This is a genomic window from Pseudomonas sp. DR 5-09 (assembly GCF_001655595.1).
GTDB lineage: Bacteria > Pseudomonadota > Gammaproteobacteria > Pseudomonadales > Pseudomonadaceae > Aquipseudomonas > Aquipseudomonas pharyngis.
Genome location: NZ_CP011566.1, coordinates 5,612,424 through 5,633,793, shown reverse-complemented (window position 1 = coordinate 5,633,793; position 21,370 = coordinate 5,612,424). Strand labels below are relative to the sequence as shown.

At 61.3% G+C, this 21,370-nt stretch carries 18 protein-coding genes; 11 read left to right on the top strand and 7 right to left on the bottom strand.

All coding sequences use genetic code 11. From position 1 onward, the window contains the following. Window positions 1–13: 13 nt before the first annotated feature. The 3 genes from PDR5_RS25340 to PDR5_RS25330 form a co-directional block, all read right to left on the bottom strand. Entirely contained in the window at window positions 14–655 is a 642-nt protein-coding gene (locus PDR5_RS25340; RefSeq protein WP_011336110.1) for an oxidoreductase, read from the bottom strand. Between the two features lie 27 nt (window positions 656–682). Then, the gene (locus PDR5_RS25335) at window positions 683–2,410 is read right to left on the bottom strand and encodes a C13 family peptidase (RefSeq protein ID WP_064599687.1); all 1,728 of its coding nucleotides are present in this window, start codon (window positions 2,408–2,410) and stop codon (window positions 683–685) included. Window positions 2,411–2,520: 110 nt separating this feature from the next. Continuing rightward, window positions 2,521–2,976, bottom strand: coding sequence for a MaoC family dehydratase (locus PDR5_RS25330; protein WP_064599685.1), 456 nt, complete (start codon window positions 2,974–2,976; stop codon window positions 2,521–2,523). A 192-nt stretch (window positions 2,977–3,168) separates the two neighbouring features. On the opposite strand from PDR5_RS25330, the gene PDR5_RS25325 reads away from it, so the two are divergent. From PDR5_RS25325 to PDR5_RS25315, 3 genes are read left to right on the top strand one after another with little or no spacing between them, the layout of a single operon-like run. Beyond that, a complete protein-coding gene (locus PDR5_RS25325) occupies window positions 3,169–3,531 on the top strand; it encodes a CidA/LrgA family protein (protein ID WP_007958636.1) in 363 nt (120 codons plus the stop codon). Next, complete coding sequence (locus PDR5_RS25320) at window positions 3,531–4,247, top strand: LrgB family protein (protein WP_064599683.1); 717 nt, start codon at window positions 3,531–3,533, stop codon at window positions 4,245–4,247. Before PDR5_RS25325 ends, PDR5_RS25320 begins: the two co-directional genes overlap by 1 nt. Before the next feature lie 10 nt (window positions 4,248–4,257). Then, window positions 4,258–4,848: an LON peptidase substrate-binding domain-containing protein gene (locus PDR5_RS25315; protein ID WP_064599681.1), complete on the top strand. Its 591-nt coding sequence runs from the start codon at window positions 4,258–4,260 to the stop codon at window positions 4,846–4,848. An 11-nt stretch (window positions 4,849–4,859) separates the two neighbouring features. Here the strand turns inward: PDR5_RS25315 and PDR5_RS29975 are convergent, their stop codons facing one another. The 4 genes from PDR5_RS29975 to PDR5_RS25295 all read right to left on the bottom strand — a co-directional run bounded on the left by PDR5_RS29975 (window position 4,860) and on the right by PDR5_RS25295 (window position 12,819). Next, window positions 4,860–6,782 carry a hypothetical protein gene (locus PDR5_RS29975; protein ID WP_177343723.1) on the bottom strand — a complete coding sequence of 641 codons (1,923 nt, stop codon included), beginning with the start codon at window positions 6,780–6,782 and terminating at the stop codon, window positions 4,860–4,862. Between the two features lie 142 nt (window positions 6,783–6,924). Continuing rightward, window positions 6,925–10,383, bottom strand: a complete 3,459-nt coding sequence (locus tag PDR5_RS25305; protein ID WP_177343722.1) for a calcium-binding protein — start codon at window positions 10,381–10,383, stop codon at window positions 6,925–6,927. A gap of 369 nt (window positions 10,384–10,752) precedes the next feature. Next, window positions 10,753–12,069 carry a bifunctional DedA family/phosphatase PAP2 family protein gene (locus PDR5_RS25300; protein ID WP_064599676.1) on the bottom strand — a complete coding sequence of 439 codons (1,317 nt, stop codon included), beginning with the start codon at window positions 12,067–12,069 and terminating at the stop codon, window positions 10,753–10,755. Window positions 12,070–12,123: 54 nt separating this feature from the next. Continuing rightward, the gene (locus tag PDR5_RS25295) at window positions 12,124–12,819 is read right to left on the bottom strand and encodes a DNA-3-methyladenine glycosylase (protein WP_064599674.1); all 696 of its coding nucleotides are present in this window, start codon (window positions 12,817–12,819) and stop codon (window positions 12,124–12,126) included. A 177-nt stretch (window positions 12,820–12,996) separates the two neighbouring features. On the opposite strand from PDR5_RS25295, the gene PDR5_RS25290 reads away from it, so the two are divergent. From PDR5_RS25290 to PDR5_RS25255, 8 genes are all read left to right on the top strand, one after another. Continuing rightward, complete coding sequence (locus PDR5_RS25290) at window positions 12,997–14,268, top strand: glutamate-5-semialdehyde dehydrogenase (protein ID WP_064599673.1); 1,272 nt, start codon at window positions 12,997–12,999, stop codon at window positions 14,266–14,268. Next, window positions 14,237–14,959: a nicotinate-nucleotide adenylyltransferase gene (gene nadD, locus PDR5_RS25285; RefSeq protein ID WP_064599670.1), complete on the top strand. Its 723-nt coding sequence runs from the start codon at window positions 14,237–14,239 to the stop codon at window positions 14,957–14,959. Before PDR5_RS25290 ends, nadD begins: the two co-directional genes overlap by 32 nt. 72 nt (window positions 14,960–15,031) lie before the next feature. After that, the gene (gene rsfS, locus PDR5_RS25280; RefSeq protein WP_064382180.1) at window positions 15,032–15,526 is read left to right on the top strand and encodes a ribosome silencing factor; all 495 of its coding nucleotides are present in this window, start codon (window positions 15,032–15,034) and stop codon (window positions 15,524–15,526) included. Window positions 15,527–15,535: 9 nt separating this feature from the next. After that, window positions 15,536–16,003: a 23S rRNA (pseudouridine(1915)-N(3))-methyltransferase RlmH gene (gene rlmH, locus PDR5_RS25275; protein ID WP_009051038.1), complete on the top strand. Its 468-nt coding sequence runs from the start codon at window positions 15,536–15,538 to the stop codon at window positions 16,001–16,003. 9 nt (window positions 16,004–16,012) lie between these two features. Beyond that, on the top strand, window positions 16,013–17,908 hold the full coding sequence (gene mrdA / locus PDR5_RS25270) for a penicillin-binding protein 2 (protein ID WP_039771860.1): 1,896 nt from the start codon (window positions 16,013–16,015) through the stop codon (window positions 17,906–17,908). Between the two features lie 31 nt (window positions 17,909–17,939). Then, window positions 17,940–19,043: a rod shape-determining protein RodA gene (gene rodA / locus PDR5_RS25265; RefSeq protein WP_050761190.1), complete on the top strand. Its 1,104-nt coding sequence runs from the start codon at window positions 17,940–17,942 to the stop codon at window positions 19,041–19,043. Between the two features lie 17 nt (window positions 19,044–19,060). Next, window positions 19,061–20,071 (top strand): lytic murein transglycosylase B, encoded by a 1,011-nt coding sequence (mltB, locus tag PDR5_RS25260; RefSeq protein WP_007958658.1) that lies wholly within the window; start codon window positions 19,061–19,063, stop codon window positions 20,069–20,071. Continuing rightward, on the top strand, window positions 20,071–21,078 hold the full coding sequence (locus tag PDR5_RS25255) for a septal ring lytic transglycosylase RlpA family protein (protein ID WP_011336096.1): 1,008 nt from the start codon (window positions 20,071–20,073) through the stop codon (window positions 21,076–21,078). The genes mltB and PDR5_RS25255 overlap by 1 nt, the downstream gene beginning before the upstream one ends. The last annotated feature ends 292 nt before the right edge of the window (window positions 21,079–21,370 follow it).

Here is a 21,370-nt window from a genome sequence, read left to right as displayed (position 1 = left end):
CGATCTTTTGTTTTTACTTGCCGAGTTTTCTCAACTCATCCGATTCGACGATCCGTACCCCGTCCTGCTCCTCCAACGCCAGCCGCCACATGGCCCGGGCCAGTTGGCAGGCTTCGATGCCGCGGTATTTGCCAGGAATCAATTTGGAGAATGGCGCGGCAAGCTGCTCGCCCAGGCGGGGCTCGCTGCGTTCGCCGAGCAACAGCGATGGCCGACAAATGGTCAGTTGCGGCCAGTCCTGCGCGCGCAACGCGTATTCCATCTCGCCTTTGACGCGGTTGTAGAAAATCGAGGATCGGCGATCGGCCCCCAGGGCACTGATCACGATCAGGTGCCGTGCGCCCATTTCCCGGGCGCGCTTGGCGAAAGCTACGACCATGTCCAGATCCACGGCGCGGAACGCTTCTTCGGAGCCGGCCTGCTTGATGGTGGTGCCGAGGCAGCAATAGGCGATGTCGACGCGACCCGCCAACTGCGGCAGGAAGGTCTGTGGGTCGCCGACCGGGTTTTCCAGATGCGGATGTTCGGCCAGCGGCCGGCGTGAGGGGGCAAGGACACGGCTGATCGTTGGCTCGTTGAGCAGGCGGTCGAGCAGATGTTCACCGGTCAGACCGGTGGCTCCGGCAAGCAAGACATGCTGAGGCGTCAAGTACATAGTGTCTCTCCCTTGATACTGTTCAGCTTAGTTGCTCTTTGTCGCTCCGTCGTTCAACGCAGCACTTTGCAATGCTTTTCTCGCTTGTTGTTTACGCAGCAGTTGCCAGTGCGCCAGCACGGTTTTCGGCGCCCAGATCTGCGGTTCGGAGGCTTCGAAATTGTCCGCCAGTTCGCGCTCGGCAACGGTGGCCTTGGCCAGTTTGAAGGCTTGCTCCAGGTCGTCGGTCTGGTTCAGTGCCTGGGCAAACAGGGCATCGCCGAAGTAGGTGAAATTGGCCTCCTCGGAGCAACCGAACGACACGCGGTCGGCGCGTGAGGCGGTCATGATCAGCGTGCGTTCGTCCTTCAGCGCCGGTATGAAACCGCCGGAATAGCACGAGGAGATGACGATGATCTTGTCGCGGTTCTTCAGCGGTGCGAGCACGGCGGCGAGTTCGTCGGCGGGCAGGTCGGCCAGTTCCATGCGCGGCTGATCGAGCACCAGCTCGTGCTCGGCGGTGCCGTGGCTGGTCAGGTAGATGAAGACCAGATCTTCCGGGCCGCTGCGTTCGGCCAGGGTTTGAGCGGCGCGCCGCAGATTTTCGCGGGTGGCCATCGGCCGGTCGCCGAGGTGGTCGCGGTGGTTGACCAGGCGAATCTGGCCAAACGCACCGAAACGGCTGGTGAGCATGTTGGCCACGTAGTCGGATTCGCGCAGGAACACGCTCTGCTTGCCATCGCCGCCGAGGGTCAGGGTGTACAGCTCAACGGCCGGGGTTGAGGCCGGTACGTTGGCCAGCGCTTCATCGAGCAGGCGACCCTGGGCCAGCAGGCCGAGTTCGAGGGTGTCCGGCAGCAATTTGCCGTCGGCATCGCGTACCCGCTGGCCGTTGATCCAGGTGCCGCTGAGCACGCTGCCATCGGTGAGCACCAGGGTGCCGCGTCCGGAATAACTGTCGCTGTCGAATCCGCCGACGTAGAAACTGCCATCGGACAGGTTCAGGCGGCCCTGACCGCTGAAGCGCCAGTCATTGAAATAACCGATGTAATGGCTGCCGTCGGCGCCGATCAATTCACCCTTGCCGGTCAGCGCGCCTTCCTTGAACTGCCCGAGCCAGACGTCGCCATCGGCGTTCTCGTAGCGGCCCTTGCCGTGCAGTTGATTGTTCTTGAAACCGCCGACGTAAATGTCGCCGTCGGCGCTGTTGAAGGTGCCGTTGCCTTCGAGCTGGCCATTGACGAAGTGGCCGGTGAACTGATTGCCGCTGGCATCGCCGCGCTGGCCTTCGCCATTGGGTTTGCCGTGGGCGAACTGGCCCTGATAGGAGCTGCCGTCGTCCAGCTCCAGGCGACCGAGCCCGGAGTACTGGTCGGCCTTGAATTCGCCGCGATAGGTCATCGCGTTTTCCTTGAGGGTGCCTTCGCCGTCGCGTCGGCCCAGCTTGAAACCGCCTGTGTAGCTGCCGGCGGTGGTGGTCAACGTGCCCTGGCCGTCGAACAGCCCTTGCTGGAAGTTGCCGCGATAGACCTCGCCATTGCTGCCGTGCCATTCGCCCTGGCCATGCCATTGCCCCTTGTCGAACGCCCCGGCGTACCAGCTGCCGTTGGGGTAGTCGACCCGGCCCTGGCCTTGCAGCAAGCCATCGACCAGTTCACCGCGATAGCGGCCGCCGTCGGGCAGGCGCGCATCCGGCGGCAACAGCGATTCGCCGTCGCCACACGCGGCCAGCAACAGGGTCAAGGCAAGGGGAGCAAGAGGGGCGAATGAGCGCATAGCGGGATCCGGGCAATTAGGCGACCGAGTATGCCGCAGCTATGTGACCTTATACAGCCGGCAGGGAGGAGCGGATGCGAAACAGCGTGAGCCGCTTCGCATCCAGGCGCTTAAACGAAGCAGAGCGACAGCGGTTCGGCGATGTAGGCCGGTTTGTCCGAGCCTTCGATCTCCAGGGTGGCGGTGGCCTTGAGCAGCCACTGGCCAGGTTTTTTCTCGGTCACTTCACCCAGATCGACCTTGAGCCGGACTTTGGAGTCGACCTTGACCGGCTGGATGAAGCGCACGCTGTCCAGGCCGTAGTTGACCACCATCTTCACGCCTTGCGGCAGAACCAGAATGTCTTCCATCAGTTTGGGGATCAGCGACAGCGACAGGAATCCGTGGGCGATGGTGCTGCCAAATGGCGTTTGCGCGGCTTTGACCGGATCGACGTGGATGAACTGATAATCCCCGGTGGCTTCGGCGAACAGGTTGATACGCTCCTGATCGATGGTGAGCCATTCGGAACGTCCGAGTTCCTTGCCGACATAATCTTTGAGCTCTGCAACTGGAACATAGGGCATTGAGACTCTCCTTGGGTTCATCGGTTTTATAGTTTTCAGGTGGGGGATTTGACCGCCCTGCGAACCACTGTAGATCATCATGGCGATTTGCTCAGGTCAACCGACCATGCTTTTGGCGAATGCCGATCCATAGCGCAGGCGTGCTTATAATGCCGACGACTTGCGGGTTGGAAAGTAAGACGGAGATGTCCGATGTTGCTACGTGGCCTGACCATGCTGGTGCTGTTTCAATTGCTCGGCACGGCCCTCAATCATTTGCTGTTGCCGGTGCTGCCGGGGCCGATCATCGGCCTTTTGCTGTTGCTGGTGTTCCTGATCGTGCGTGGTGAAGTCGGCGAGCCGCTGAATCTCGCCGCCGGCAGCCTGTTGCGTTATTTGCCGTTGTTGCTGGTGCCGCCGGCGGTGGGCGTGATGGTGTATGCCACAGCGATTGCCGCGGATTTCTGGGCCATCGTCGGTGCGCTGGTGGTGTCGCTGATTCTGTCGATGGCTTTCGCCGGGGTGCTGATGCAGCGTCTGGTTAAACGTCACGCGCCGCATTCGGAGGAGTCCTGATGCTGTTCGACTGGCAAGGCGCCTGGGCCTCGGTGATTCACCATCCCCTGTTCGGCATCGGCATTACCTTGGGGGCCTATCAACTGGTGCTGGCGGCGTTCGAGAAAACCCGCTGGATCTTCCTGCAACCGGTGCTGGTCTCGATGCTGCTGGTGATCGGCGTGCTGGTCGGCTGCGGCGTGACCTACGCCGAGTACCGCAAGAGCACGGAAATCCTCAGCATTCTGCTGGGGCCGGCAACCGTGGCGCTGGCCGTGCCGCTGTATTTGAATCTGCGGCGCATCCGCCAATTGTTCTGGCCGATTTTTACTACGCTGGTGATAGGCGGCGTGGTCGCCACGGGGATGGGCGTGGCACTGGGCTGGTGGTTCGGGGCCGATCACATGATTCTGATGACCATGGCGCCCAAGTCGGTGACCTCGCCGATTGCCATGCTGGTGGCCGAGCAGATCGGCGGTGTCGCGGCACTGGCGGCGGTATTCGTGTTGATCACCGGAGTCATCGGCGCGATCTTCGGCCCGGCCCTGCTGACCCGCCTCGGCGTGCACAGCCCCGAGGCGCGCGGCATGGCGCTGGGTATGACGGCGCATGCGGTCGGCACTTCGGTGGCGTTGCAGGAAAGCGATGAGTGCGGCGCCTTCGCGGCGCTGGCGATGAGTCTGATGGGCGTGGCCACGGCGGTGTTCCTGCCGTTGGCGGTGTCGATGGTGGTGTAAGGAAATGTCTATGAGTCTGCCGCTTTTTCCGCTGAACACGGTGCTGTTTCCCGGCTGCAATCTGGATCTGCAGATCTTCGAGGCGCGCTATCTGGACATGATCGGCCGCTGCATGAAACAGGGCGGCGGGTTTGGTGTGGTATGCATCCTCGAAGGCCACGAAGTCGGAGTGGCGCCCGAAGGATTTGCGATGGTCGGGTGCGAAGCGCGGATCACCGATTTCCAGCAACAGGACAACGGCCTGCTGGGAATTCGTGTGCAGGGCGGGCGGCGCTTTCATGTTCTGCGCACCGAGGTGCAGCGCGATCAGCTGATCGTCGCGGAGGTCGAGTGGCTGGATGAAGAGCCCGAGCAGCCTCTGCAGGACGAAGACGCTGATCTGGTGGCGCTGCTCAAGGCCCTGGCCGAGCATCCGATGGTCGAAGCGCTGAACATGGGCATCGAAGCGGCGGGGCAGCAGGCGCTGGCGAACCAGTTGGCCTACCTGCTGCCGTTTGCCGAGGAAGACAAGATCGACCTGTTGCAACTCGACGATCCGCAGCAACGCCTGGATGCGATCCAGGCGTTGCTCGACGAGTTGCAGGGTGAACTGTTCGCCTAGGACCGCCTCGGTCACTCAGGCCAGACGATATCGTTGGCGAACCACTCCTTGCCCTCGTCCAGATACAGCACGGGTTTGCCTGCCTCGGTCGCTGCGTCGATGAGCGCGTCATATTCATGCTGGTTGGCGCTGCCGGAGTGTGTGTCTTCCTCCATGCTGTTGAGATACGGCGCCTGATCGACGACATCGTCGACCTTCACCGCGCGGGTGCCGGTTGAGTCGAGCAGCCAGATCCGTTCTGTAGGGATGCCCCTCCTGGAGGCGGATATCAAGGCTTCGTTTTCGTCTTCAGGGAACCACGCCCCGCGTTCTTCGGCGCCGCCATTCAGAAACAGGTTCTCCTCCCTCAGGACCACCTCCATGTTTCGGGTATCGATGACGTATTTGAAAATGAAACTCTGGTCGTGCCGGATCGTTTCATAGTTCCGCTCGGCGTCCAGCTCGACATCGGACGTATCGGACCATTCATTGTCGGACTCTCCTGAGTCGTTGTCGGACTCGCCGGGTTTTTTTCCGGGGTACTTGTTCTTCTGATTGTTGTACCGCAGGTATTCCGGATCAGGAGCGTTCGAACCCTGTCCTGCGTACTCATGAACCAACTTCAGGCTGATCGTGGCGCTGATCGGTTTTTCGCTCGTCGCACCGCGTTTATGGAGCATGCGTGGCAGCATTCGGCCATCGTTGTTGAACTCGAACGGTGTGCGCTCATCGGCCCTGAACAGGCCGGGAATGTCTGTTCGGTACAGGCAGTCGCTGGCGTTGCGCTTGTAGCCCAACGAGGTCAAGAAGGCGGCGAAAAAAGTCGGGCTTATGCTTTCATCAAGATCGAACATGCTTTTTTGTCGGATCGTGCCATTGCGCAATGGCAGGAGCAGCGGTTCGATTTCCTGACGCAGTGGCTCGAAACGCGTCGGGTCGTTCTCGTCGACAGAGCGCAACTTGTGTTGCTCGGCCCATTGGGGCATTTGTTGCGGGTTGTCGAGCAAGTCCTTGCGCAACTGTGCGTGCTGCCCCGGCGACAGATTGTAGGCGCGCAGATGGGCTACTCGTTCGTCAGGCGTCATCTGTGGATGCAGCCATTTCAGGGCATCGCCGAGCAGATCCTTGCGCGGGTTGTCGGTTTCCAGCGGTCGCGCCCAACCGGGACGAGTGCCGTGAGTTTGGGCGTCGAGCCGAAAGCGCGAGATGGCCTGGCCGTGAAGACCGTAGGTCTGCCAGATTTCATGATCCGTCCAGTTTGTCAGGTGGGTCGGCGTGCCATTGAAGCCGGCGGGCGGCTCGTCAACCGCTACCCAATAATCCTTGGTGTCCCTGAAACCGTAATGATAGGTGACCCTCTGCGGATCAAAGGCGACTTCCTCCCTTCGATAATAACCCTGGGCATCGACCTGCACTTGCGGGTAGTGGGCCGGATTGAAATGCCTCAGGCTCAGCGCCGGCAATGGCTTGGCCGGTTGAGTGGGCGGCGGGGAAAGGGTCGGGCGTTTGGCCGCCGTGGCCGCGTCGCGAGCAGCATCATCTGTGGAGGTATGTTTGTGCCGCGATGGTGTCTGCGCCTGTTGCACCGGGGTCCAGGTGGTTTCACCCGGGGTGCGCAAGATCTGCGGGCCCGGTGGCAGTTTCTTGTATAGATCCGTTATTCGATAGGCGTTCAGCGCCGTGTCGAATTCCACATGTACCGTGCCGACATCCTTGATATCGACGAACCGGCGCCCGACGACAAAACGAAAGCCGTCGTCATCGGCTGCCTGCATGTTGCGCAACAGCGCAGGGCTCAAGAGGTAAGGGGTCAGGCCGGCACGGGATTCGGTCTGAATGGCCGGCAGGTCCGAAGTCTCGACTTTGGGAGGGACGTTGGCCGCATCAGGGAGTCTGCCGGGGCTTGGAACGGGGGCAGCAGGGTCGGGCAATTCCGATGGTGGCCGGTGCAGCAATGGCAGGTCCGCGTCCGGCCGTGGCCGGCTGATGCTCGGGGCGTGCGTCGTCGAGTCGGTTCTGGTTGTGGGGGATGATGGGTTTTTGGGGCGCATGGTGTCATTCCTTGACGATTGAATTATGGATGGGCGCAGCGTTGAGTCAGTTCGGCGAGGGGGTGGTAAACGGTGTTTCTCCAATGGTCAGCTGTTCGGGGTCGATGGGGTTCGATGCATCGTCATGCCGGGTCCAGTGTCCGGTCGACGCGTTGTAAAAGATCCGGGCCGCCGGCGCGCCGGGCAATCGGACGTTCAGGACATGAACTTCATCCCATTCCAGTAACTCACGGCTCTTGTGTTCTTGTATCAACGCTACGACTGACTGGATCGAGGCGCTGCCCGCCACGTTGACCGCATACAGACCGATCGTTTCAAACAAGGCGTTGATGCTGTAGCGGTTGCCGGAGGCGAGGATGACGTTGACGGTTTCCAGCGGTAATCCCGGGTCGCTGCTGTCGGGCAGATGCACGTGAACGCTGCCGACCTTGAGCAGGTCGTCCTTGATGGTCAGTTGATGGTCGGTGATGACTTCCTGCAGTTGTGCTGTATGAATGTTCCAGGTGGATGAGCCTGTGAGACTGGCGTCTGAGGTCGCGGTGGACAGTCGAATGGATGTGTTGCGGACGGGATACAGCTCGTAGGTCGAGGATCGGCCCTCCAGCCAGTGGTTGCTGTAATGTTCAGTGTTTCGGAAATCCACCCGCTGAGGGGTCGTCTTCAAGGTGCGTTTGTCGATGGAGGGCCTGACGAACAGGTATTGGCCCGCGCGCTGACGCAGCGATTCGCGGCTTTGCACCAGTCGATATCCCGGGTTCCTGGCGTCCTCTAGGTAAGCGGGGCGGGGGAAGTCGAGGTGGTAGGAAATGCCATCGCGCATCACCAGTGTGACAGCGTGATTCATTGTCCAGCCGGGTGCATGAAGGCCGTTACCCACGTCGGTTTTCCGGCCCGGGTTTTCAAATACGCAGTCGTGCAGCGACAGCAGGCCGCCCCGCAGGAATGTCAGGGTGAAGTGGATATTGCGGTAACCGAGCCAGGTGAAGGCTCCCGTATTCGAGACGCGGACATCATAAATGGCTCTGACTTCGTTGATTTCCGAACTGTCGTATTCGACATACAAGGTGCTGCGCCGTTGCGTTTCATTTTTTGGAGCTACAAGAATGGTGTGATGGCTTTTGCGGGACACGAAATAGAACGAGTGCGGCTTGGGTGAGATTTTATGAGGCGCGTCGTTGAGCTGAACCGGGGAGATCCTGGACACACCCGCGGTGACCACGACGACGCTCAGGGGCATGTCGCTCAGGTCCGGGGTTTCGGCTGGCCACGCAGGTTGCAGGTGGTAGCCGTCTTGTGTGATGAACGTCCATTGGTCATTTTGCAGCAGGCGTTTGTTATCGACTGTCCGGTACACCGCCTCGAGCACCAGTTGGCGTCTCCGTGAGCGAGGATCGTCATCGCGCAAGGTCTCGATCACCACGGCGTCGTCACGCAGTTGCCAGCGCTGGATGGCCTCGAGCGCTACGCCCAGGTACACCTTGCTCGGCTCCTGGCCGTCTTCGGTGATGGAAACATTGAGACTCGTTGCATCGAGAATGTAGGTGTCGCTGCCGAGACCTCCCTCGATGATGCCATGCCGGCCCCGAACAGTAATATGATCGTCTCCCGCGCCAGCCTCGACCCGGTCGTTGCCATTGGCAGCGATGGTGTCCGCCAGAGCCGAGCCCGTGACCCGGTTGGAAGCCCCGGCCAGTGTTTCGATTTTTTCAATGGCTTCGAAACGCGTATGGAGCACCGGGGCCTTCTCGGGGTCCGCTGAACGTAATCCGAGCGTGCCGTCTTGCAGGTTCACGTCATACCCGACATAGGGCGCTGCGGCAGATCCATGACTCGCAGGCTTTTCTCTGCCCTGCAGCCACAGCAGGTCGACACCTTCTCCCCCTTGTAACAGGCTGACTTGCTCGGGGGTGGTGTCGAGTCCGTCGGCGGCCGACTGAAAAAGAAAGGAGTCGTCCTTGATTCCACCGCTCAGATTTTTTGTACCGGCGCCGTAGCTGAACAGGTTCGGTTTGTCGCTTACGCCTTTGACCGTATCGGCGCCGCCACCCAGATTCCACAGCACGCCTTTGGCGGGGTCATTGATGCCCTTGCTGATGACCGCATCATCCGCCGGCAGACCTGCACTCGCATCCCAGGTGTCATCGGTCTCTTCGATGACCGGCAGATTTTTTGTGGTGTAGGTGGATTCGCCCTCGCTCCATTGGTATTTGTACAGTCGGGTGGGCTGCAGTTTGACGTCGAAGCGGCCATTGACCACGGTGTCGACACTGTCCTTCAGTTCATGATCCAGCCAGGCAACGCTCTTGGTCTTCAAGGCCTTCGCGTAGTCGGCATGGGTCTTGGCGACGGTGAAACGCTCCATCAGCGCCTTGTCCTGCTCCTGCCCGGTGAACGCAAACCAGCCGGAACGCCAGCGCTCGTTCACGCTCAGCTCGATGTAGTCGTCGATATCGTCGACCATCCGTACCGCGCCATAGACGCGGGCGCCGATAATCATGATGGCGGCAGCGGCAATGCCCACCGGACCGGCTGCCTGGAAACCCATCAATGCTGCGCAGCCGAGGGCCAGGGACAGTACGCCGCTGAACACGCTGAGCCCGCCGGTGACGTACAGATCCTGCGCCTGTTTGCCTTGGGCCTCGGCGGCTTCACTGAAGGACTTGATGGCGGTATAGATATCAAAGGGCAACGTGAGAACACTGGCGATCAGTCCCGATCCGCGACACAGCCACTTCCCCATGGTGGTTTTGCCGAACTGCTCGAAAACCATGGCCCCTTGGCGAATCATCTGATCGCCGGTCTTGTTCAGGGCGTATTCCAGCCCCAGCGAGGTGATCTCCGCGAGTCCGCCTCCCACGTTGATAAGCACCTCGGCGGTCTGGCCCTTTTTCATCGCATCGATGGCGCCGATGTAAGCGCTGTAAAGGCCGTACGCTTGCAGTCCGACGCCCATGCTGGTCATGCCGCGACTTTTGGCTTTGTCGACCCAGTCCGGCAACGGCCCGGCCAGCGGATCCTTGCGAATGTCCAGACGCTGCGAGGCGTTCAGCGTCTCGATGATTTTGTTCATCGCAGCGGCGGATTCGCCCGTCGGCACCTCACGCATCAGCGGTGAAGCATTCGGTGAGCGCAGTGTGACGATCTCGTACAGCAGTGGCGGGATCAGCCGGCCTTCCTGTGCATTGACCGACTTGATCCGTTGTTCGACCTGTGCTGGGTCGAATTCCAGCGCATTGATGAAAGCTTGATCGGGTTCGGAAAAGTAGGTGCCGGCGGCCGTGATGGCTTGCCCGTCGAGTCGGGCGCCCAGGGCCTGGAGTTCTTGACGGCTCACGGTCAGTTCACCAAATCTCAAGGGGCCGAACAGTTCGTCCACCTGACTCAGGGTGGGTGAGGACCGGTTATGTTCTGCCACACCGGGAAGAGTCACAGCATCGTTAATGTCGGATATTTTAATTAACTCGGTAGGAATAGTTTCCGTGTCGAGTTGAAAGGGTTTTGCCAAGGCTCATACTCCGTGATGATTATCTGAGTGATTAAGCTGGCATGAATTGTTGTCGGTTAACTTGGTTTTTGTTTTGCTGTTTGTGTGGTTACAAGTGTGCGTCTGTTTGATTGGGTGTTATGGTCTGGTCCGCTTTAGAGAGCGGCTTTAAACAGGAAGACGTTAGTTTGAACAGTGCCTGGCTGGATCTGGTTGTTTGATGTTTTAAACAAAGTTGCTATTCAAAGAGCGTGTGCTTTGTTTTGACTGTGCAATAAAAAGGCTCAAACACTTTGTGTGCGAGAGCCTCGAAAATATAAGACACACTGTGTTCAATTGCGTGTCTGCATGATTTGTCCGGTAGACGGATTCGTGATGGGCCTCCCCGGCCTAGTATGAATATCGCAACAACGTATGCGGCAAATGGCGCAATACAAAAAAACCGAACAAGGCGACCAAGGCTGGCAGCACCAGCCACCAGACTTTCTGCGGCATCGCACCGAGTGGCGAACGGCGCTGGCTCAGCCATAGCCCCGCTGCGCAGACACAGGCGGCGAGCATGGCGCCGGCAAGGACATCCGTTGGCCAGTGCGCGCCCAGATACACCCGTGACAGGGCAATGGCCAGCGCCGGTATGCAGCCGAGCAACAGCCAGGTGAGGCGTAGTCGTGGCGGCTGCCCGCGTCCGGCCAGCACGGCGAGCGCCAGGAACAGCGCGAACGACCCCGAAGCGTGACCACTGGGCATGCTGTAGCTGGTAAGCGGATCAGTCAGTACTTCCGGGCGCACCCGGGCGAAGAACATTTTGGTGCCGGTGTTGGCCAGGGCCGTGACGAGCAGGGTGCCGCCCACGAAGATCGCGTGGCGCCACTGTCGGCACAGCAACAGCAACGCAGTCAGCAGGGCGCTGAACAGCAGCATGTTGCGGAATTCACCGATCAGGGTGAAAACCACCGCGACTTCATCCAGCGCCGGGCGGCGGTGTTCCTGCACCAGGGTCATGACGCCCTGATCGAGGGCGGTCAGGTACGGGTAGCCGATGAACAGGCCGATCAGGATCAACAGGCTCATGCTGCTGATCCAGAGCGTCGCCCGGCGATGACGACGCAAGCTGCTGTTGGCGCTCAGGCCGACCATCACCGCAATGCTGCCGGCGACGATGCCGGCCTGCAGCCAGAAGCCTTCCGGCAGTGGCAGCCGAATCGCCGCTCCGGTGGCCCAGCCCGGCAGCAGGTACGCGAGGCTCCAGCCGGCCGCCGCCAGCAGACTCACGGCGGCGAAGCGCGGGAAGGGCATGTCGCACATGCCCGCGACCATCGGCAACATCGGTCGCAACGGGCCGATGAAGCGTCCGACCAGCAGGCTGGCGATACCGTAGCGCTGGAAGTAGGTTTCGGCGCCGGCCATCCATTCCGGGTGATGGCGCAACCCCGGTAAGCGCCGGATGTTCTGGTGGAAGTGGCGGCCGAGGAAATACGAAATCACATCGCCAAGAATCCCGCCGAGGAAACCCAGCAACAGGGTTTCGCTTAACGACAGTGCACCGCTGCCGGCCAGCACCGCCACGGCAAACAGCAATACCGTGCCGGGCACGATCAACCCGGCAATCGCCAGGCATTCCACGCAGGCCACGATGAACACGGCGGCGGCCAGCCACTGCGGATTGGCGGCCAGCCACCCGGTCACGCTATCGAGCCATGGGCCCATACAAACCACTCCATTTCATTGATGTCCCTGAACGGCGAGCCGCAGGGTGTGCATTCACAGCAGAAAATAATCGCGACCTTCGACCTGACCCCGGCGCAGCGGGTTCCGCGTGCACCACTGGGCATAGGCGGCATCGACGAAGCGATACATCAAGTGTTCGTCGCGGCCATGGGGAATGCCCAGGCGGGTGGTCTGAATCACGTGGGTCGGCGCGGGGCCGGTGTCTTCCACCAGCAGAATGTCGTGGTCGAAGCGCTTGGCATCCCACACCGGCACTTTCAGTCCCAGCGCCTTGCACAAAAGCGTCTGCCCGGCACACAGTTTCTGTGACGGGCGCGGTCGCCCCTGGGCATCTGGGTTGTTCAGCAGCATCTGCGCCAGGCTGGCCGGGCCGCTGATCTCGTCGACCCACGGATAGGCCGATTTGATCAGCACCGCATTACCGGGACCTTGGGCGCTGAAGTTCAGCGAATCGCCGCCCCGGGCGTAATACATATAGATGTGGCCGCCACCCAGAAACAAAGCCTTACGCTTTTCTGTGTAGCCGAGGGACGCGTGGCTGCCTTTTTCTTCGCAGTAATACGCTTCGGTTTCGATGATCCGGGCGCTGAGCCATAAATCGCCGACGCGGTGGCGGATGACTTTGCCGAGCAGGTCGCGGGCCAGTGTCTGGGCGTCACGGTCGAAAAAGGCGTCCGCAAGGCCGACAGGCTGGCGCGCGGAGGTGGCGCGAACGGTCAGGTTGGACATGGCAAACACTGTTTATCCAGGCGGAGGAGGTCGTGATGATAACAATTCGCGGCTTAATCCCGGCTGAACGTCGGCAAATCGCCGTCCATTTCGACCATCCGCCCGTCACCGCTGTTAGTCCCGGGACGCGGCAGCTATAATCTGCCGCTTTCCTCTTTGCCAAGACCCCAGCTGACCATGACTGAGTCCGTTCTTGACTACATGACCCGATTGGGTCGCGCCGCCCGCGAAGCCTCCCGCGTCATCGGCCGTGCCAGCACCGCGCAGAAAAACCGCGCCCTGCTGGCCGCCGCCAATGCTCTGGACGCCGCCCGCGCCGAGCTTGCGGCAGCCAATGAACAGGATCTGGCCGCCGGTCGCGCCAACGGTCTGGAGCCGGCACTGCTGGAACGTCTGGAACTGACCCCGGCACGCATCGACGGCATGATCGTCGGCCTGCGTCAGGTCGCAGCGCTGCCGGATCCGGTCGGTGCGATCCGCGACATGAGCTTCCGTCCGTCGGGCATTCAGGTCGGCAAGCTGCGCGTACCGCTGGGCGTGATCGGGATCATCTACGAATCCCGTCCCAACGTGACCATCGATGCGGCGAGCCTGTGCCTTAAGTCCGGCAACGCGACGATCCTGCGCGGCGGTTCCGAAGCGATTCATTCCAACCGCGCGATTGCCGCCTGCATCCAGCGCGGTCTGGCCGAAGCCGAACTGCCGGCCGCCGTGGTGCAAGTGGTGGAAACCACCGACCGCGCCGCCGTTGGCGCGCTGATCACCATGCCCGAATACGTCGACGTGATCGTACCGCGCGGTGGCCGTGGCCTGATCGAGCGCATCAGCCGTGACGCCCGGGTGCCGGTAATCAAGCACCTGGACGGCATCTGCCACGTCTATGTCAGCGAACATGCCGACCTGGCGAAAGCCCAGCGCATCGCCTTCAATGCCAAGACCTATCGCTATGGCATCTGCGGTGCGATGGAGACCTTGCTGGTCGATCAAAGTGTTGCGAAGGATTTCCTGCCGTCGATGGCGAAGCAGTTCCGCGAAAAAGGCGTCGAACTGCGTGGTTGCGAACGCACCCGGGCGATCATCGAAGCCGTAGCGGCGACCGAAGAAGACTGGAGCACCGAGTACCTGGCGCCGATCCTGTCGATCCGCGTGGTGGATGGCCTGGATCAGGCCATCGAACACATCAACCATTTCGGCTCCCACCACACCGACTCGATCGTCAGCGAAAACCTCGCCGACACCCGCCAGTTCGTGGCTCAGGTCGACTCGGCGTCGGTGATGATCAACACCCCGACCTGCTTCGCCGACGGATTCGAATACGGATTGGGTGCCGAGATCGGCATTTCTACTGATAAGCTGCACGCCCGTGGCCCGGTGGGCCTGGAAGGACTGACCTGCGAGAAGTACATCGTGGTCGGTGATGGCCAGTTGCGCGGCCAGGCGACGGTCTGACTTGTCCGACCTCGACCTGAAAGCGCCGAAACCCGGCAAGAAGTCCCGTCCCCGGCGCATTGGCGTCCTGGGCGGGACGTTCGACCCGGTGCACATCGGCCATTTGCGTGGCGCGCTGGAAGTCGCCGAAGCGCTGGGGCTCGATGAGCTGCGCATGATGCCCAGCGCCCGGCCGCCACACCGCGATACGCCCCAGGTGTCGGCGCAGGACCGGCTGGCAATGGTTGAATGTGCGGTGGCCGGTGTGCCGCCGCTGGTGGTGGACGCCCGCGAATTGCAGCGGGACAAACCGTCCTGGACCATCGATACCCTGGAGTCGCTGCGTGCCGAAATGGCCGCCGAGACCCAGGTTTTTCTGCTTCTGGGCTGGGACGCATTTTGCGGCCTGCCCACTTGGCATCGCTGGGAAGAGTTGCTCCAGCATTGCCATATCCTGGTGCTACAGCGCCCGGACGCCGACAGCGAACCGCCGGATGCCTTGCGCAACCTGCTGGCAGCGCGTTCGGTGAGCGATCCGCTGGCCCTGAAGGGGCCGAGCGGACAGATTGCATTCGTCTGGCAGACACCGCTCGCGGTTTCCGCCACCCAGATCCGTCAACTGCTGGCCAGCGGTAAGTCGGTACGTTTCCTGGTGCCCGACGCGGTCCTGGCCTACATCGATGCGCACGGTCTGTACCGTGCGTCGAACTGAACAAGGCGTGCTTCACTGATACGAATCCACGTGTCGCCAAGCCGCCGAAAATATGAGCAAAACGAGTTTTATATGACTGACAAAGACCAAACCAAAGTAAAGCGCAAAGGCACATTCAAGAGCGCCCCGCTGCCAGAACCGGTCAACACCAACGAACCGCTGAAGGGCGACGAACTGGTCAAGGTGGCCGTTGCAGCCCTGGAAGACGTGAAAGCCCAGGACATCCAGATCATTGATGTGCGCGACAAGCAGAGCATCACCGACTACATGATCATCGCCACCGGTACCTCCAACCGCCAGATCAACGCGATGCTGGACAAGGTTCGCGAAGAAGTGAAAAAGCAGGGCGCCAGGCCGCTGGGCGAAGAAGGCAAGGGCGACAGCGACTGGGTGCTGCTGGACCTGGACCTGGTGATCGTGCACATGATGACTGCCTCGGCACGTCAGTTCTACGACCTGGAACGCCTGTGGGCCGGTGCCGAGCAGAGCCGTGCGGCGGACGCCAAGCACCACAGCCCGGAAAACACCCACGAGCATTTCACCAAGCTCAACAAAGACCAGCTGTAAGGGATTGCTGTGCGACTGCGACTGATCGCCGTCGGTTCACGCATGCCCAAGTGGGTGGAAGAAGGCTGGCATGAATATGCCAAGCGTCTTCCGTCCGAGCTGGCGCTGGAACTGGTGGAAATTCCGCTCAATACCCGTGGCAAGAACGCCGACGTGGCCCGCTTCATCCGTCAGGAAGGCGAAGCCATGCTGGCCAAGGTCGGGCAGAACGAGCGGATCGTCACCCTCGAGGTTCATGGCAAGCCGTGGAGCACCGAGCAACTGGCGGTCGAACTCGATCGCTGGCGCCTGGACTCGCGCACGGTCAACTTCATGGTCGGTGGCCCGGAAGGGTTGGCGCCGGAAGTCTGTGCCCGCGCGGATCAGCGCTGGTCGTTGTCGCCGCTGACGCTGCCGCACCCGCTGGTGCGCATCCTCATCGGCGAGCAGTTGTATCGTGCCTGGACCGTGCTGTCCGGCCACCCTTACCACAAGTAACCCGCCCTCATGTCTCAGCCGATCCGCATCAAGGACCACGAAAAAGACGCCCGTCTGGTGCGTGGTCGCGTCGTGTTCGGCGCAATTGCGGTGGTGGCGCTGATCTGCGTGCTGATTGCGCGGCTGTATTACCTGCAGGTGATTCAGTACGAATATCACTCGACCCTGTCGGAAAACAATCGGGTTCACGTTCAGCCGATCCCGCCGACCCGTGGCCTGATTTTCGACCGCAACGGCGTGGTGGTGGCGGACAACCGTCCGAGCTTCAGCCTGAGCATGACCCGCGAGCGCTCCGGCGACTGGCAGCAGGTGCTCGACGTGATCGTCGAGGTGCTGGAGCTGACGCCGGAAGACCGGGTGATCTTCGAGAAACGCATGCGTCAGGGCCGCCGGCCGTTTGAGCCGGTGCCGATCCTGTTCGAACTGACCGAAGAGCAGATCGCCCGGATCGCGGTGAACCAGTTCCGTCTGCCGGGTGTCGAGGTGGTCGCGCAGTTGGTGCGTCATTACCCGCAGGGCGCGCATTTCGCGCACTCGGTGGGTTACATGGGGCGGATCAACGAGAAAGAGCTGAAGACCCTCGATCCGGTCAACTACAGCGGCACCCACCACATCGGCAAGACCGGCATCGAGCGCTTTTACGAAGCCGAGCTGCACGGTCAGGTGGGTTACGAAGAGGTCGAGACCAACGCCCGTGGCCGCGTCCTGCGCGTGCTCAAGCGGACCGATCCGGTGCCGGGCAAGGACATTGTCCTGAGCCTCGACATCAAATTGCAGGAAGCCGCCGAGGCTGCGCTGGGCGGCCGGCGTGGCGCGGTGGTGGCGCTCGATCCGAAAACCGGCGAAGTGCTGGCGATGGTCAGTCAGCCGAGTTTCGACCCGAACCTGTTCGTCACCGGCATCAGCTTCAAGGCTTACGCCGAGCTGCGCGATTCGATCGACCGGCCGCTGTTCAACCGCGTGCTGCGCGGTCTGTACCCGCCGGGCTCGACGATCAAGCCGGCGGTGGCGATTGCCGGCCTCGATGCGGGTGTGGTGACGGCGTCGAGCCGGGTGTTCGACCCCGGTTACTACATGCTGCCCAACTACGATCACAAGTACCGCAACTGGAACCGCACCGGGGACGGCTTCGTCGACCTCGATACGGCGATCATGCGGTCCAACGACACCTACTTCTATGATCTGGCGCACAAGCTGGGCATCGATCGGTTGTCGGCCTATATGAACAAGTTCGGCATCGGCCAGAAGGTCTCGCTGGACATGTTCGAAGAATCCCCCGGCCTGATGCCGTCCCGCGAGTGGAAACGCGCGACCCGGCGTCAGGCGTGGTTCCCCGGCGAAACCCTGATTCTCGGGATCGGCCAGGGCTACATGCAATCGACCCCGCTGCAACTGGCCCAGGCCACGGCGCTGGTGGCCAACAAGGGCGTGTGGAATCGCCCGCACCTGGCCAGGACGATCGAAGGCGAGAAGCCCAAGGATGAAAATCCGATGCCGGACATCATCCTTCGCGATCCTTCGGACTGGAACAAGGTCAACCACGGCATGCAGCAGGTGATGCACGGTGCCCGTGGCACCGCGCGCAAGGCCTCGATCGGCGCGCAATACCGGATCGCCGGCAAGTCGGGTACGGCACAGGTCGTGGCGATCAAGCAAGGCGAGAAGTACGACCGCTCCAAGGTTCAGGAGCGCCACCGTGACCACGCCCTGTTCGTCGGTTTCGCGCCGGCGGATGACCCGAAAATCGTGGTGTCGGTGATGGTCGAGAACGGTGAGTCCGGTTCCGGCGTCGCGGCACCGGTGGTGCGCCAGGTCATGGATGCCTGGCTGCTGGATCAGGACGGACGGTTGAAGGCCGAATACGCCAGCCCTATCAGTGCGGAGGCTACGGCCCGTGATGAATAATTTCGATCGCATGCTCTCCAGCGAGGATGTGATGCGTCGCCGGGCGACGCTGCTGCAACGTTTGCATATCGACGGCCCGTTGCTGGTGCTGTTGTTGATCCTGGCCGCCGGCAGCCTGTTCGTGCTGTATTCGGCCAGCGGCAAGAGCTGGGACCTGCTGGCCAAACAGGCCACGTCGTTCGGCATCGGTCTGGTGTCGATGATCGTCATCGCCCAGTTCGAGCCAAGGTTCATGGCGCGCTGGGTGCCGCTCGGCTACGTGATCGGGGTGGTATTGCTGATGGTGGTGGACATCATGGGCCACAACGCCATGGGCGCGACCCGCTGGATCAACATCCCCGGGGTGATCCGCTTCCAGCCCTCGGAATTCATGAAGATCCTGATGCCGGCGACCATCGCCTGGTACCTGTCCAAACGCACGTTGCCGCCGCAGCTCAAGCATGTCGGCATCAGTCTGCTGCTGATCGGCGTGCCATTCGCCCTGATCGTGCGTCAGCCGGATCTGGGCACTTCGCTGCTGATTCTGGCCGGTGGTGCCTTCGTACTGTTCATGGGCGGTTTGCGCTGGCGTTGGATTCTCAGCGTGCTGGCAGCGGCGATTCCGGTGTCGGTGGCGATGTGGTTCTTCATCATGCACGACTACCAGAAGCAACGGATTCTGACGTTCCTCGACCCGGAGAGCGATCCGCTGGGCACCGGCTGGAACATCATTCAGTCGAAAGCCGCCATCGGTTCCGGCGGCGTATTCGGCAAGGGCTGGCTGCTGGGCACCCAGTCGCACCTGGACTTCCTGCCGGAAAGCCACACCGACTTCATCATCGCGGTGCTCGGCGAAGAGTTCGGGCTGGTGGGCATCTGCGCACTGTTGCTGATCTATCTGCTGCTGATCGGCCGCGGCCTGGTGATTACCGCCCAGGCGCAGACGCTGTTCGGCAAATTGCTCGCCGGTGCTCTGACCATGACGTTTTTTGTTTACGTTTTCGTCAACATCGGTATGGTCAGTGGCCTGTTGCCGGTGGTGGGGGTGCCGTTGCCGTTCATTAGCTATGGCGGAACTTCGCTGGTGACGCTGCTGTCAGCGTTTGGGGTTTTGATGTCGATCCATACCCATCGCAAGTGGATCGCACAGGTTTGAATAAGGTGAAGAGTTCAATGCAAGTAATGCGTGACTGGGCGACACGATACGCACCGTGGCTCGGCCTGGTAGGCATCCTTGGCAGCGCGCAGGAAGCGTTGGCCGGCGATTACGAAGGCTCGCCCCAGGTGGCCGAATTCGTCGGTGAAATGACCCGCGACTACGGTTTTGCCGGCGAACAGCTGATGGCCGTGTTCCGCGAAGCCCAGCGCAAGCAGGCGATTCTCGACGCCATTTCCAAACCCGCCGAACGGGTCAAGCAGTGGAAAGAATACCGGCCGATGTTCATCACCGACGCGCGCATCGCCCGCGGTGTGGACTTCTGGCGCCAGCACGAGGCCACCCTGGCCCGCGCCGAGCAGGAATACGGTGTTCCAGCCCAGGTGATCGTGTCGATCATCGGCGTTGAGACCTTTTTCGGACGTAATACCGGCAATTACCGGGTGATCGATGCCTTGTCCACGCTGGGTTTCGACTATCCTCCCCGTGCCGAATTTTTCCGCAAGGAGCTGCGTGAGTTCCTGCTGCTGGCCCGGGAAGAGCAGGTCGACCCGCTGACCCTCAAGGGTTCCTATGCCGGGGCGATGGGGCTGCCGCAGTTCATGCCGAGCAGTTTTCGCGCCTACGCGGTGGATTTCGACGGCGACGGCCACATCAATATCTGGAACAACCCGGATGATGCGATCGGCAGCGTCGCCAGCTATTTCAAGCGTCACGGCTGGGTCGCCGGTGAACCGGTAGTCAGTCGCGCGGATGTCCGTGGCGAGCAGGTGGATGAAGGCCTGACCACTGGCATCGAGCCGACGAAAACCGTCGGGGAGTTGCGAGCGCTGGGCTGGTCGAGTCATGATGCGCTGCGCGATGACATGCCGGTCACCGCATTCCGCCTGGAAGGCGACAACGGCCCGGAATACTGGATGGGCCTGAAGAATTTCTACGCGATCACGCGTTATAACCGCAGCGTGATGTACGCCATGGCCGTACATCAACTGTCTGAACAGCTGGTACAAGCACGGGGCGTCAAGTAATGCGGGCATTGCCTATCAATAAACCCCTGAAGCTGGTGGCCTTTGCTGCATTGGCGGTACTGGTCGCCAGTTGTTCGACCAGCCGTTCGCCGAGCCAGAAGCCGACCACCGCCGTACGTTCGCAGCCGGGCCTGGACATCAACCGGGCCCACAAGGACGGCGCGCCGTGGTGGGACGTCGATGTGTCGCGCATCCCCGATGCAACGCCAACCCTGCACACCGGCCCATACAAGGCCAACCCGTACACCGTGCTGGGCAAGACCTACTTCCCGTTGCAGGAATCCAAGACTTACGTGGCCTCCGGCACTGCGTCCTGGTACGGCACCAAGTTCCACGGTCAGAACACCGCCAACGGGGAGGTCTACGACCTGTACGGCATGAGTGCCGCCCACAAGACATTACCGCTGCCGAGTTACGTTCGGGTGACCAACCTGGACAACAACAAGAGCGTGATTCTGCGGGTCAATGACCGCGGGCCGTTCTACTCGGACCGGATCATCGACCTGTCCTACGCCGCCGCGAAAAAACTCGGTTATGCCGAAATCGGCACCGCGCGGGTCAAGGTCGAAGGCATCGACCCGCAGCAATGGTGGGCCGCCAAGGGCCGTCCGGCGCCTTTGATGCTCAACGAGCCGCAAGTCGCGCAGAATAGCGCCCCGGTGATCACGGCCTCGGCCGGCACCGTCGAGCAATGGACTCCGCCGCCGCAGCAGCACGCCGCGGCCGTCGTGCCAGTCCAGCTCGATGCAAAAAAAAACGCTTCTGCACCAGCGTCTGGCCAGTATCTGCAGGTGGGCGCGTTCGCCAACCCGGACGCTGCAGAACTCCTGAGGTCGAAGCTCAGCGGGATGGTGAGCGCTCCGGTGTTCATCAGCTCGATCGTGCGCAATCAGCAGACCCTGCACCGGGTTCGCCTGGGACCGATCGGCTCGCCGGGTGAAATTGCCCAGGTGCAGAACAGCGTGCGCCTGGCCAACCTGGGTTCGCCAAGTGTGGTCACCGAGTAAACGTAGGACTTGATTGACGGTTCACCAGCGATTGGGGGGTGAACCAGGTTGTTGGCTCGTCGAAGAACAAAAGCCCGGCAAGGGTGACTGGAGTGAGCAACTGAACACGCGATGCTCGTAGGGTTTGCTCGAAAGCTCGCCGAGCGGCGATCAGGCAAGGCAAAAACAGGTGAGGAAGCGGAGTGTAGGGGACCTACATGAGCATTCCGAATCTGTTTTTAACGCAGCATGATCGTCGCGCAGGCAGGTTTCGGGCAAAGCCTGAAAGCCATCTGATTAATTTTGTCCGCAA

Coding starts and splice junctions, on each gene's coding strand:
- PDR5_RS25330 (WP_064599685.1), bottom strand. CDS start 2,976: ATGCCCTATGTTCCAGTTGCAGAGCTCAAAGATTATGTCGGCAAGGAA.
- PDR5_RS25325 (WP_007958636.1), top strand. CDS start 3,169: ATGTTGCTACGTGGCCTGACCATGCTGGTGCTGTTTCAATTGCTCGGC.
- rsfS (WP_064382180.1), top strand. CDS start 15,032: ATGACTGACAAAGACCAAACCAAAGTAAAGCGCAAAGGCACATTCAAG.
- PDR5_RS25295 (WP_064599674.1), bottom strand. CDS start 12,819: ATGTCCAACCTGACCGTTCGCGCCACCTCCGCGCGCCAGCCTGTCGGC.
- PDR5_RS25335 (WP_064599687.1), bottom strand. CDS start 2,410: ATGCGCTCATTCGCCCCTCTTGCTCCCCTTGCCTTGACCCTGTTGCTG.
- nadD (WP_064599670.1), top strand. CDS start 14,237: ATGGCCAGTTGCGCGGCCAGGCGACGGTCTGACTTGTCCGACCTCGAC.
- PDR5_RS25315 (WP_064599681.1), top strand. CDS start 4,258: ATGAGTCTGCCGCTTTTTCCGCTGAACACGGTGCTGTTTCCCGGCTGC.
- PDR5_RS25255 (WP_011336096.1), top strand. CDS start 20,071: ATGCGGGCATTGCCTATCAATAAACCCCTGAAGCTGGTGGCCTTTGCT.
- rodA (WP_050761190.1), top strand. CDS start 17,940: ATGCGTCGCCGGGCGACGCTGCTGCAACGTTTGCATATCGACGGCCCG.
- PDR5_RS25340 (WP_011336110.1), bottom strand. CDS start 655: ATGTACTTGACGCCTCAGCATGTCTTGCTTGCCGGAGCCACCGGTCTG.
- PDR5_RS25320 (WP_064599683.1), top strand. CDS start 3,531: ATGCTGTTCGACTGGCAAGGCGCCTGGGCCTCGGTGATTCACCATCCC.
- mltB (WP_007958658.1), top strand. CDS start 19,061: ATGCAAGTAATGCGTGACTGGGCGACACGATACGCACCGTGGCTCGGC.
- PDR5_RS25300 (WP_064599676.1), bottom strand. CDS start 12,069: ATGGGCCCATGGCTCGATAGCGTGACCGGGTGGCTGGCCGCCAATCCG.
- mrdA (WP_039771860.1), top strand. CDS start 16,013: ATGTCTCAGCCGATCCGCATCAAGGACCACGAAAAAGACGCCCGTCTG.
- PDR5_RS25290 (WP_064599673.1), top strand. CDS start 12,997: ATGACTGAGTCCGTTCTTGACTACATGACCCGATTGGGTCGCGCCGCC.